Source organism: Parabacteroides sp. merdae-related_45_40, from assembly GCF_001915675.1.
In genome coordinates this window covers 1-12,971 of record NZ_MNQY01000121.1, presented here as the reverse complement: position 1 = coordinate 12,971, position 12,971 = coordinate 1, and the positions used below count along the sequence as shown (strand labels likewise).

Here is a 12,971-nt window from a genome sequence, read left to right as displayed (position 1 = left end):
CTTGAAACGGTTTTTCACCATTAAAAAGGCACTTCAAGAAATATTGAAACGGAGATTCAATAGTGAAAAACGGCTTCAAGAAAATTTGAAACCGTTTTTCAACGTTTAAATGCCATTTCAAATAAAATTGAGAGGGGAAATCAATGCTTGTTTTCCAGCGTAAAGCGCAATGTCCCGGCATTCACCAGTTCGTCTTGCGAAATCGTATACCCTTTCAGCTTCTTTCCGCCGGCTGTCACCTCTTTGATATAAATATCTTCCGGGGTTTTGCGGGCGGACTCGATCACCAATTCGCCTTTCGGGTAGAACTTCTCGTCCAGCCGGATCGTCACCTTGTTGAAGGTCGGAGAAGTCACAACATAATCCAGGTCACCGGGACAGGCCGGATAGAATCCCATCATCGAGAAGATCGCCCAGGTAGACATCGTACCCGTATCGTCGTTACCCGGAAGTCCGTTCGGAGCATTATGATAATATTTGCCCAGCTTCTCCCTTGAAATAGCTGAAGAGGTACGGATAGGCGATATCCGGCTCGTTTGCCATATCGTAGTACCCTTTGTCGAAGACCATCTGCAACTTATCGACAAACTTCTTCTGACCGCCCATCAGTTTGGCAAGGCCTTTGATGTCATGGGGGACATAGAACGTGTAGTTCCAGGCGTTTCCTTCATGGAAACCGGGGCTCGGCTCGAAGTTCTCCCCCTGTTTCGGATCGAAAGGGGAATAGAACGTGCCGTCGGGCAGGATGGGACGAAGCGTACCGAACTCCTTGCAATAGTAATGCTTATAGCCCATAGCCCGCTCACGGAACAGCTTGGCGTCTTCCTTCTTTCCCAACGCATCTGCCAACAACGAGAGATTCCAGTCGGCAATATAATATTCCAAGGCATGCGAAACCGAATTATCATACTGTTCGCGCAAGGGGACGTAGCCTTTGCTCATATAGTCGTTATTGTCCGGGCGGAGCAGGTTGAACTCTCCGGGAGTAGTAGCGCCCTTGCACATCCCTTCGTAGGCAGTCTCGATATCGTAATCGCGCAAACCGCGCATATAAGCATCCACGATATAAGGGATAGACGGATCACCTTCCATCGTCAGCGTCTCGCGTCCGTACAGTTCCCACTTCGGAAGCCAGCCGCTTTCCTTGTACATGTCGATCATGGTGCGGATGATGTCGAGCTGTTTTTCGGGATAGAGCAATGTCATCAATGTGCTGACATTGCGGTAGGTGTCCCAGAGCGAAAAGACCGTATAGCGGTTTCCGGTAGTATGGCCGACTTTCAGGCTTTCCATCATCGGATATTCGCCATTCACGTCCTGAATGATGTTCGGATGGATCAGCAGGTGGTACATGGCGGTATAGAAAATCGTCTTATCATCGTTCGTCCCGCCTTCCACCATCACACGCGACAGATCGTCGTTCCACATCTTGCCGGCAGCCGCACGCACTTTGTCGAAATTGAAATCCGGCTGTTCGGTGTTCATATTCAGGCGGGCATTTTCGATGCTGACAAACGAGACACCCATCTTTACTTCGATCACTTCGTCTTCTTCGGTATCATACTTGAACCAGACGCCGATGTCGTCACCGCTCATCTCACGGTCGTACTTCGTGTACAATTTATATTTGCCGGAATAGGCATCCCATTCGGCTTCCACACCCTTCATCTCGCGCTGTTTCTTCCAGTAGCCGGCCTGCTTGGGGGCTTTGCTGAGCTTCATCACGAAATAGATCGGGAAAACAGCCTGCGGGTTATAGCAGAACGTACCGAGCAGCTTGCTTCCTTCTATCTCCGTATCGCTCACCATACGAACGGTCGCACCGGTTTCATTCGTCAGCCCTTCCCCCAAATTCAAGAGGATATTCCCCTGCCCTTTCGGGAAAGTAAAACGTGTCAGGCCGGTACGCATGGAGGCGGTAGCTTCCGTCTTGATGTTATATTTCGTCAGGATATTACTGTAATAGCCTGGATGGGCCACCTCGTTCTTGTATTCGCTGCCGTATGCGTGATAATCCACATTCAACTCCCCGGAGGTAGGCATCAACAACAGGCTTCCCATCTCCGGACAACCGACACCGCTCAGATTGACGTGCGCATAACCGGTGAAGAAATTATTATCCGCCGAATAAGGCGTGGACCACCATTGGCTGTCCTTGTCAAACTTATTACTTTTCGACCCCATCACATTGAAGGGGGTGACACTCATCATTCCCTGGGGGCAAATCGCACCGGGATTGGTCGTCCCGTAGTTGCTTGTCCCGATAAACGGATTCACATAATCTACCGGCTGTTGCGCGGAAACCAGCAAAGAACAGCAACCCAATAAAAAAGAAAACAACACCATCTTCATAACACCAACTCTTATTTTTTAATTCTTAATTCTTAATTTTTAATTCACCAAACAACGATCTCATCCGCAAAAATAAAACCGGGATTCGCCCTCGGCGCTTTCAAACGGATATAACGGGTTTTCCAGTTACCGTCGAACGTATATTCTTGGAACAGGAGGTCCGGATCATCAGCCGGAACCGTTGTCGGAACAATCCCGCGGGAAATAAAGTTTTCACCATCTTCCGAAGTCAACAACTCCACTTGTCCGGGCTGGAACACACCCGGACCGATCAATTGCATGAAACGAATGGACACTTTATGGATATCCGTATCCTCTTCCATATCGATCACACAGTCCAGGTCATCCAAATAACCTTGCCAACGTCCGTCCAGATAAGTCAGACCGCCCCGATAGCCGTCCAACAGGGCGTTCGTTCCTCCGGCCATATAGCCTTCGTAGAGCTTACTATTATAATGTATAGGCTTATTGATGGCCCGATGATAATCCACTTTCTTTTCCGTCGGTGTCCCCTGAAGCACACCGTCCCGGAAAATAGCGGCTTTGATATGGGCGGAATCTTGCACGGTTATCGGCCCGGCATAAAGGGCGGAAGATGCCACCGGAACGGAACCGTCCGTCGTGTAGCGGATTTCCGCCGGGTATTTCTCGGCATCCAGTATGACTTCTATCTCTCTGCCTGCCGTATCGACCTGCATGGTCACTTCCAATTCGTCCGAAAGGGTAAAAGTACGGATCCCCATTCCCTGCAATTTGGAAATATGCGCATTCATGCGAGGTTTGAAATCCTCCCATGTCCGTAATTCCTGCGGCGTCCATCCGATCTCGGCCACAGCAAGGGCACGCGGGAACATCATATATTCCAGATGTTCGGGTGTCTGGATATATTCGGTCCAGGTATTGGCCTGCACCCCCAAAATATGCCGGCATTCCTCTGCCGTCAACGAATCCGCCGGGACGGGATCATAGCTATACACTTTCTTTATCGGCGTATAGCCGCCGATGGCATACGGCTGTGTCTTCGGATCGGCCTGATAGAAATCCAAATACATATAATTGCCCGGTGTCATCACCACATCATGCCCCATCCGTGCCGATTTGATTCCACCGTCTTCTCCCCGCCATGACATGACGGTTGCTTCGGGAGCCAGACCGCCTTCCAGGATCTCATCCCAGCCGATCAGCTTGCGATCTTTCGAATTCAGAAACTCCTCAGCCCTGTGAATCATGTAACTCTGAAGCTCGTCCACGTTCTTCATTCCTTTTTCCTTCATCAAAGCCTGGCATTTCGGACATTTCTTCCAGGCGGACTTCCCGGCTTCATCGCCACCGACATGGATATATTCGGACGGGAAAAGATCGATCACCTCCGCCAATACGTCTTCCATGAATGTAAACGACTGCTCGTTACCGATACAAAAATCGCCGTTCTGGTAAGGCTTTCCCGAACAGCTCAGTTCGGGATAGGCCATCAGGACCTCTTCCGAATGCCCCGGAAATTCGATCTCCGGTATTATGTTTATATGTTTGGAAGCCGCATGTTTCACGATCTCCCGGATGTCCTCCTTCGTATAGTAACCGCCGTAAGCACCCGGCGTCCCTTCCGGCAGATACTTACGGTCGCGGCCGTCCCACCACTTCCGCCAATCAGATTCGGTGCGGAAGGCCGTTTCAGAAGTCAGTTTCGGATATTTGTCTATCTCGATACGCCATCCTCCGGCATCCGTCAGGTGCATATGCAAGGTGTTCAACTTGTAAAAAGACATCACATCCAACAATTTCATCACTTCCTCTTTGGAGAAGAAATGACGGGATACATCCAGATGCAATCCCCGATACCCAAAACGAGGATTATCCCGGATCGAAACACATGGGACCTCTCCTCCGGCATAGAGTTGGCGTAACGTCTGCATCCCATAGAACAGACCGTCCGGCGAACCGGCACGCAGGTCGATTCCTCCCGGCGTCACATCCAACTGATAACCTTCCGGGTTACCGGACCAGGCTTCATCGATCACTGTTTTGATATTCCGGGAAGATTGCCCGCCAAATAACGCGAGACTATCGACCGTGAAAGTTCCTCCGGTCATTGTCATCTGTTCCGGTTTGGGAATAAGATTGACCTGCCGGACTTCCTCCGGAGAGCAGGCAATCAATAGCAACGAGCAAGCGGCAGCCAGCCCGGTTACATAATTGCGAGACTGTTTTGGCAGTAACATAAATATTTAGTTTAGTGTGTTTAATTCTTGGAGGGTAAATATACGAAGAAAAAACAGACAAGCTCCTATTTCAAACAAAAAGCGATGCTTTAGCTCCCCTAACCCATAGCGTTACACCGTCTAAAACTATGCTTGACGGGGCACAAAAAAAGAGGATATGCCTGTTCTGACATATCCTCCTATGTAAAGAAAGCCGCACCGTAGATATGAACAAACTCCGTATGACAGGATTTGAGTGCTTTGCCATCTTTGTAATCCGCCGTGCTAAGCATGCCCCGAAGGGTGCGGCCCGCCATTGACGACAAGAGCTGTGTCTCGGAATTAAAATAAACTGATGAGTTTCCCAATCGAACATGTGCGGCTAACTCATTTTTCTTATCACAAAGATATGCAATAGGAATGAAACCACCAAACTTTTGACATAAAAAAAAGAGCTCCTGAATGGAGCTCTTTTTCCAATTGCTCTATAATGTCAATTACTTCACTTTAGCAACGATTGCTTTGAAAGCTTCCGGATGGTTCATAGCCAAGTCGGCAAGAACTTTACGGTTGATTTCGATACCTGCTGCATGCAAAGCTCCCATCAGACGAGAGTAAGACATTCCTTCCAGACGTGCGGCAGCATTGATACGCTGAATCCACAATGCGCGGAAGTTACGTTTCTTGTTACGACGGTCACGGAATGCATAAGTCAAACCTTTTTCCCAGGTATTTTTAGCAACGGTCCACACGTTCTTACGTGCACCATAATAACCACGGGTAAGTTTTAAAATCCGTTTTCTTTTTGCTCTTGAAGCAACATGATTTACTGATCTAGGCATAATACTAATCTGTTTTGAATGTTAGCGTCATCACTATCGGATGATCTTATTTGCTAAATACATTCGGTTAATAAAAATCTTGTAAAACTCGCTTAATTAAAAAAGATTACTTCAAACCAAGCAACTGCTTAACGTTGCTTACGTCCACACTGGCAACCAAACCTGTGTGAGTAAGATTTCTCTTCTGCTTTGTAGTCTTCTTTGTCAGAATGTGACTTTTAAAAGCGTGTTTTCTTTTGATTTTACCTGTTCCGGTAAGAGCGAATCTTTTTTTGGCACCGGAATTAGTCTTCATCTTAGGCATTTTCCAATATATTTTAATTATTAAACTTTACACCCTTTAGCGGGTGGTTTCTTTCCTTATCATTCAGACTCTTCAGTCTTGGGCTTGGGAGTCACGACCACCTTCTTCACTACCGGTTTTGAAACGGCAGGTTTGGAAGCTGCGGCAGCTCCGGCTTTCTTCGGTGTCAGCATGATGATCATACGTTTACCTTCCAGTACCGGCAATTGTTCTACCTTTCCGTATTCCTCCAAGTCATTGGCAAAACGAAGCAACAATACCTCTCCTTGCTCTTTGAAAAGAATGGAACGTCCTTTAAAGAACACATATGCTTTTACTTTTGCTCCTTCTTCCAAAAATCCCTTCGCATGTTTCAACTTGAAGTTGTAATCATGATCGTCGGTCTGAGGCCCGAAACGGATCTCCTTCACGATCACTTTCACAGATTTCGCCTTCTGTTCCTTCTGGCGCTTCTTCTGTTGATAAAGGAATTTCTGATAATCAGTAATTCTACAAACGGGGGGCGCAGCATTCGGTGAAATTTCAACCAGATCGAGCCCTTGATCTTCAGCCATCTTTAATGCCTGAGAAGTAGGATAAACTCCCTGTTCTACGTTATCACCTACTAAACGAACTTCACGAACACGAATACGTTCGTTGATTCTATACTGTTCTTTCAGACTGTCATTCTTCATTCAAAAAGATTTATTCTCCTCGTTATTAGTTAATTAATTATTATCTTTCTTCCAGTGATTCATCTGATCCTCTACCTCACCTTTCAAAAGCGCTGCAAAGGTAGTAATTTTCATCGAACCTTTATCACCTTCGCCCTGTTTTCTTACAGAAACTTCATTATTTTCTGCTTCTTTCTCTCCAACAATGAGCATATAAGGGATACGTTTCAATTCTGTATCACGGATCTTACGACCGATTTTCTCATTACGGTCATCAACCAGAACGCTCAGATCTTCGGCTTCGAGCTGACGTTTTACCTCATAAGCATAATCGTTGAACTTCTCGCTGATCGGCAAGATCGCCACCTGGTCCGGAGTCAGCCACAGCGGGAACTTACCACCCGTATGTTCGATCAGCACGGCAACGAAACGTTCCATAGAGCCGAACGGTGCACGGTGGATCATAACAGGACGGTGTTTCTTATTGTCCTCACCCGTATATTCCAGTTCGAAACGTTCCGGAAGGTTATAGTCAACCTGGATCGTACCTAACTGCCAACGGCGGCCGATGGCATCTTTCACCATAAAGTCCAGTTTAGGACCGTAGAAAGCAGCTTCGCCATATTCGATCTTGGCTTTCAAGCCTTTTTCCTGACAAGCTTCGATAATTGCGCTTTCGGCTTTCTCCCAGTTTTCTTCCGAACCGATATATTTATCCCGGTTTACCTTGTCGCGCAGAGAAATCTGTGCTTCAAAGTTTTCAAAATCCAAAGCCTTAAAGATGATAAAGATAATATCCATCACCTTCAAAAACTCGTCTTTCAGCTGATCGGGACGACAGAACAGGTGGGCATCATCCTGCGTAAAGCCACGTACTCTTGTCAAACCGTGCAGCTCGCCACTTTGTTCATAACGATACACAGTCCCGAACTCCGCGAAACGCAGAGGCAGGTCCTTGTATGAACGCGGGAACGATTTGAATATTTCACAGTGATGAGGGCAGTTCATCGGCTTCAACAAGAACTCTTCACCCTCCTGCGGAGTATGGATCGGCTGGAACGAATCCTTACCGTATTTAGCGTAGTGGCCGGAAGTCACATACAACTGCTTGCCACCGATATGCGGAGTCATCACTTGCTGGTAACCATATTTCTTCTGGATACGTTTCAGGAAGTCTTCCAGTTTCAGGCGCAACTGCGTGCCACGCGGCAACCACAACGGAAGCCCTGCTCCCACTGCCGTAGAGAACGTAAACAGCTCCAGTTCTTTACCGATCTTACGATGGTCACGTTTCTTGGCTTCTTCCATCAATGCCAGATATTCGTCCAGCATCTTTTTCTTCGGGAAAGTGATACCATACAGACGAACCAACTGTTTACGCTTTTCGTCACCCCGCCAGTAAGCACCGGCAACACTCATTATTTTAACAGCCTTCAGATAAGAAGTGTTCGGCAAGTGCGGACCACGGCACAGGTCGGTAAACGCCCCCTGCGTATAGGTTGTGATCTTACCGTCTTCCAATTCGCTGATAAGTTCTGTTTTATATTCTTCGCCTCTGTCACCGAACATTTTCAGGGCATCTGCCTTCGAAATGTCCTGACGTTTGATTTCCTCTTTCTTCGCTACCAGTTCGAGCATTTTTGCTTCGATAACAGGGAAATCACCTTCTTTGATTGTTGCTTCACCCGGATCCACATCATAGTAGAACCCGTTTTCAATAGCCGGTCCGATACCAAACTTGATGCCGGGATATAACTCCTGCAAAGCTTCAGCCATCAGGTGAGCGCTGGAGTGCCAGAATGCATGCTTACCTTCCTCGTCTTCCCACTTGAAAAGTTTGATGGCGGCATCCTGATTGATCGGACGGGTCAAGTCCCAAATCTCACCATTCACGCTCGCAGCCAGAACTTCCTGTGCCAGACGGGAACTGATGCTTTCCGCAATCTGCATGGCAGTCGTTCCTTCGGCATATTCTTTTACGGAATTATCCGGAAATGTAATCTTTATCATAATCTGTTCACTATAAATTCCTAAAAATTAATCAGGATGCAAATTTAGCATTCTTTTTTTGTTAAACAGAACTTTTAGGAAAAAAGTTTCTGCTCCGCAACCTTTTATACAAAAAGAGGACCACGACAAACAACAGTATTCCTCCATAGATAAAGTATACTGGCGAACGAGCTTTCCGGCTGGATTCCATCCGGATTTCGGCAACTTTTACCTGCTGTCCGGCATATTCATCTTGTTTTCGCACCATCACTTTCCCGGTGTCGGCCAGTGCCCTCCGGTAATCCATCTGCAAAGAGGTGACAGTTTTCGGGTATTGCCTACCGGTACTGTCCGGAGCGAAATAAACAACCCGGTGCAAATTCCACACTGCCGTATCGGTCAAATGAATATCCCTTTTCCTCAAATTCGTCTCACATGAAGAAAATCGGACAGAATCCATAGAAGTCGCCACCTCCCGCCTCTGGCTTTTCCGGTTTCCCCCACACCCCGATAACAAGAATACCAGAACCAAAAGACGCAAAAGTACCTGCATCCGGTTCGTACCGGTTTTCTTTAGTGATACATGTAGAAAATTCCGCTTCCGGTAATGAATCGCCTGGTCAAATTCAAACCCCGATTGCCGTAAGACAGCTAATAGCTCCGCCGTATCCGGCACATAGCAATCAGTAGCCTCTATTTACATAGCCTATTTCGAATGTTTATGCCAATGAAGACTCACATATTCGTTTATAACTTCTCAAATATCCTCTTCCAACGAATCGATTTCCAACCGCATTTATCCGAATCAAAGGAATACAGCACTCTATCGAACTTTCCGACGATTGCATCTTCCGAAATATAACCGAAGTAACGGCTATCGTGCGAATTATCCCGATTATCACCTTCCATAAAGTAGAACGTATGCTTTGTAATATAAAGCGAATCGCATTTGCCATTGATGAAGATACGATTCCGATATTTCGCAATAGAACTTCCTTCCCGAATAATTAAAGAGCGATAAGAATTTAGTGTTTCTTTATTAATGGCTAAAGTATCGCCTTGTGGTATAATATGGGTAATATTACCAGCCATACGCGCTCATCCATAGGGCTGTTGAACACCACAATATCTCCCAACTGTGGCTGGGTAAAACCCGGCAAGCGGAAATACTTCCAATGGTTCTGTTCATCTGCTATACGGAGCGGTTGAATCCATGTGAATACATTGAGCAACGGAATATCTGCCCAACGTTTCGGGAGTCGTCCTCCGTATGCCAACTTATTTATCCATAAACGATCTCCGCAAAGCAAAGTGGGTTCCATACTACCGGATGGAACCACACACGGCTTGCCAACCGCGATACGGATAAATACACAGACGAAAACCAGTAGAATAGTTCCTTTTAGAATTCGCATTTTATTTTTTCTATCTGATATTTATTTATATCTTTATGTATGTTAAAATAACAAGATTTATTGCACATACCCTCTTTAGCTATGAAATCGGATATATATAAAGCATAGCCCGGAGCCAGCTCTTTCATGCTTGCCGTATCCTTCGTATGGCAAATAATGAGAGTATTGGTGCAATTATATGGCTGATTGCTGTTCAAGGCTTCTATCAAATGAAAATAAGTGCTTATAGTAGTATCTTCAGGAATTAAAACGGCATATTCATAACTTGATTTCCAGATAGAATCTAATTCAGCAGATTGAATATATGCTTGATCCGGTTGTTTTATGGCAATTGTGTATTTTCGTGAAAAATTCCAGTTGAAATCACATCTGGTAAATATCAATCCTAACGCACAAAGGGATAGGAGTAGTAAGTTTGTTCTTTTCATGTTATTTGTATTTATTGTTAATTGAGACTCCATTCACCGAACATATTCGAGCAATACTTTTGATATAGGAATCCGTTATATCAGGTTTTGACTTTTCCGGTAAGAAAAAGTCAGATGCCCTTTTATTCGGATGTAAAACAAAATAATAAGGAACTTCTAATTGTTCCACATACCATTCATACATGCAATCATAGGATATATTAAAAAATGTAACGTCTTTGCATCCTTTTGTGCGTAGAATTTTTCTTGCTATGGAAGGATTATTATACGTTGTCAAGATAATACAGTTTACACCATTTTCTATTAAATCCCTAACTCGATCCAACTCATTGAATATACATGATTGGCAACTCGTCTCCTTGATTCGAAGCATTAAAGTAGGAGTCTTTAAATTCCTTATAAACAAGGATAGACTATCATTCTGTAATTTTTTATTGTCTGGAAATTCTTGCCATTGTGTATTGGCATTAACTTCCATATTTCTTAACATCACATACATCTCTGTATTATCCATGTCGTTGCTTATATTGTATCGATTATTGTAGAATAAAACACCAGCTATAATGACAATTATGATGGATATGATAATATTAGCTATACTTACTTTCTTCATAACGTCTTTACTTTAAAGAATACCAACACCATATTATCATCTTCTTTCAAGCTCTCTATCATTATCCGGTTTTCCTCTTTCATCGGATAATGCGTTGTAGTTTCTATATGCTTCTTTAAACCTTTCAATGTTTCCGGTTCCACTAAAGCCACAAAATAGTCTTTATAGCTGAATATATTATTCATAAATTCTAAGGCAAAATCCATATCGTAATAAATGTAATACCAGCTGATCATTTTTTTACTTCGTTTGTCGTAAAAAGATACAAAATCTTTCCCATCTTCACTTGAAGTTTTAAGAAATAGGTGCGTGCTGTTTTCAGCAAAACCGGATAAATAAGTATGAGAAGAACAATACCGATAAAAGTCCTCATAGTTTTCGAAAGCCTCCAAGTCTTTTTCTTTAAACGGACTGAAATCGCTATAATCGAATTTATATCTCATCTCAAAAATAGAATCTTTCAGTGTATATACTTTATCCCTATACAACGAGAAATACAACAATTCATCATTTGCCCAAATTAACGGATCATAAACAATCGTAGTATAAACTTTTTCGGGGAAGGTGTAAGCTGCTTTCAATAGTCTGCCTAATGTGTCCGTATAGAGAACTTTATAATCAGCGTATTTCCCTAAGTGATAATTTCGGTCGCCTGCATCAGTAAAGGAGACATATTCTCCATTTGGAAATATCTGAAAACAACTTTTCATTCTAAAGTTAACATCATACGAAGTAATAAAATCTCCCTTATCCGTAAATACCATCCATTTACGTTTTTGATTGTCATAGATGACAAATTGCTTATTAGTCCTATTAACGGCAAATGCTTTAGGAGCATAAAATTCGTAGGAAGCACCGCCCTTATCTCCTACATAATTCAAGAACTTGCCATATTTGTCGAATATAAACAATTTTTCCGCACCCAACCTATCAAACAAATAAATCTTATCCTCATAAAACTCCAAGTTATTGCAATATGCAAATAATGATTCATCAGTCGTTTCCAATGGAATGTAATAGAAGTCCTCTATTAGTTCGGAAGATAAGACTTTACTTTTTACATTATCCGATACTTTTATTACTTCCGCGTGTTCCTCATCGGTTGGAATAACCGTTACACTATCTGTATTTACTTCAGGAAAAGGTCGTCCTTTTCTTATTGCTTCTTGGCAGCTACAATATAAAGTAATTAGTCCTAAGAAAATAATCTTTGCTTTCATAATATGAATTTTTATAAAGTAGAGTTACGACTAATAAGAGCCTGTTTAAATTTTCCAGTTTATTATTTTTAGTTACCAAGCTTCAAATAATTATGTATTGTACGGATTTAGAAGAAACACAGTGGCAAGTTATCAAGAAAATCTTGAACTTGCAAGAAAGAAAACGAAAATAGGACTTGCGTGAAATATTGAATGCCATATTCTACATAGTAAAAACAGGTTGCCAATGGCGTATGCTTCCTTCTAGATTCGCCCCTTGGGAGCTGGTTTATTACTATTATCGCAAATGGTCTTCTTTAGGTGAGTTTGATTTGTTGTTGAATAATTTACGCGAAACAGTACGTTTAAAAATGGGACAAAAAGCAGAAGCAAGTCTGGGTATCATGGATAGTCAAAGTGTCCGTTGGGGTGATAATCGTTCTCTTAATGGCATTGATGGGAACAAGAAAGTAAAAGGCGTTAAACGCCATGTGTTGGTAGATAAAAATGGCTTTCTACTTGCCGTCATGGTGACGGTTGCCTGTGTACATGATAGTAAGGCGGCTTATCTGCTGGCAAGATGTCTCAAGGAACTTTGTTGCAATATCAAAGTGATATTGGCAGATGCCGGATATCGGGGAGAAATCGCCGAGAAGATTAAAAGTGCTTTTGGATATATTCTTGAAGTTGTTGTCAGTAGTGATAAAGTAAAAGGCTTTAAACCAATAGGTAAAAGGTGGATTGTAGAAAGAACCTTTTCATGGTTCGACAATTATAGAAGGCTCTGCCGAAACTATGAATTAACTTTCGATTCGGCAGAGGAAATGGTAAAACTGGCATCCATTAGGATGCTATTGAATAAAATTTAAACAGACTTTTAGAGCCTGTTTAAATTTCTCTGAAATAAATTTTGCATAGCCCTCATCGGCCTGCTTTATTGCATTATAGGATTATTTTGAAAAACAACTGTCATACTAT

Annotated in this window: 12 protein-coding genes and 1 pseudogene; 1 reads left to right on the top strand and 12 read right to left on the bottom strand. The window is 43.5% G+C overall.

The annotated features are described in order from the left end of the window. Positions 1 to 140: 140 nt before the first annotated feature. The 12 genes and pseudogenes from BHV83_RS16415 to BHV83_RS16360 all read right to left on the bottom strand — a co-directional run bounded on the left by BHV83_RS16415 (position 141) and on the right by BHV83_RS16360 (position 12,014). Positions 141 to 2,346 (bottom strand): annotated as a pseudogene (locus tag BHV83_RS16415) (GH92 family glycosyl hydrolase). A gap of 50 nt (positions 2,347 to 2,396) precedes the next feature. Then, positions 2,397 to 4,571: a glycoside hydrolase family 20 protein gene (locus BHV83_RS16410; RefSeq protein WP_005635316.1), complete on the bottom strand. Its 2,175-nt coding sequence runs from the start codon at positions 4,569 to 4,571 to the stop codon at positions 2,397 to 2,399. Positions 4,572 to 5,047: 476 nt separating this feature from the next. Further along, on the bottom strand, positions 5,048 to 5,392 hold the full coding sequence (gene rplT / locus BHV83_RS16405; protein ID WP_005635321.1) for a 50S ribosomal protein L20: 345 nt from the start codon (positions 5,390 to 5,392) through the stop codon (positions 5,048 to 5,050). 106 nt (positions 5,393 to 5,498) lie between these two features. Then, a complete protein-coding gene (rpmI, locus tag BHV83_RS16400; RefSeq protein ID WP_005635323.1) occupies positions 5,499 to 5,696 on the bottom strand; it encodes a 50S ribosomal protein L35 in 198 nt (65 codons plus the stop codon). 59 nt (positions 5,697 to 5,755) lie between these two features. Further along, positions 5,756 to 6,370: a translation initiation factor IF-3 gene (gene infC, locus BHV83_RS16395; protein ID WP_005648683.1), complete on the bottom strand. Its 615-nt coding sequence runs from the start codon at positions 6,368 to 6,370 to the stop codon at positions 5,756 to 5,758. A gap of 33 nt (positions 6,371 to 6,403) precedes the next feature. Continuing rightward, the gene (thrS, locus tag BHV83_RS16390; protein ID WP_119216410.1) at positions 6,404 to 8,359 is read right to left on the bottom strand and encodes a threonine--tRNA ligase; all 1,956 of its coding nucleotides are present in this window, start codon (positions 8,357 to 8,359) and stop codon (positions 6,404 to 6,406) included. A 61-nt stretch (positions 8,360 to 8,420) separates the two neighbouring features. Further along, positions 8,421 to 8,891 (bottom strand): hypothetical protein, encoded by a 471-nt coding sequence (locus BHV83_RS16385; protein ID WP_005648681.1) that lies wholly within the window; start codon positions 8,889 to 8,891, stop codon positions 8,421 to 8,423. Positions 8,892 to 9,085: 194 nt separating this feature from the next. After that, complete coding sequence (locus tag BHV83_RS16380) at positions 9,086 to 9,430, bottom strand: S26 family signal peptidase (RefSeq protein WP_286757757.1); 345 nt, start codon at positions 9,428 to 9,430, stop codon at positions 9,086 to 9,088. Further along, positions 9,385 to 9,753: a signal peptidase I gene (lepB, locus tag BHV83_RS16375; RefSeq protein WP_286757756.1), complete on the bottom strand. Its 369-nt coding sequence runs from the start codon at positions 9,751 to 9,753 to the stop codon at positions 9,385 to 9,387. The genes BHV83_RS16380 and lepB overlap by 46 nt, the downstream gene beginning before the upstream one ends. Next, on the bottom strand, positions 9,741 to 10,181 hold the full coding sequence (locus BHV83_RS16370; protein WP_005648678.1) for a hypothetical protein: 441 nt from the start codon (positions 10,179 to 10,181) through the stop codon (positions 9,741 to 9,743). Before BHV83_RS16370 ends, lepB begins: the two co-directional genes overlap by 13 nt. Before the next feature lies 1 nt (position 10,182). Further along, positions 10,183 to 10,794 carry a hypothetical protein gene (locus tag BHV83_RS16365; RefSeq protein WP_286757754.1) on the bottom strand — a complete coding sequence of 204 codons (612 nt, stop codon included), beginning with the start codon at positions 10,792 to 10,794 and terminating at the stop codon, positions 10,183 to 10,185. Then, positions 10,791 to 12,014, bottom strand: a complete 1,224-nt coding sequence (locus BHV83_RS16360) for a DUF4934 domain-containing protein (RefSeq protein WP_055285042.1) — start codon at positions 12,012 to 12,014, stop codon at positions 10,791 to 10,793. Before BHV83_RS16360 ends, BHV83_RS16365 begins: the two co-directional genes overlap by 4 nt. 176 nt (positions 12,015 to 12,190) lie before the next feature. Here BHV83_RS16360 and BHV83_RS16355 point away from each other — a divergent pair, with 176 nt between their 5' ends. After that, positions 12,191 to 12,862 (top strand): IS5 family transposase, encoded by a 672-nt coding sequence (locus BHV83_RS16355; RefSeq protein ID WP_259324908.1) that lies wholly within the window; start codon positions 12,191 to 12,193, stop codon positions 12,860 to 12,862. Positions 12,863 to 12,971: the final 109 nt, after the last annotated feature.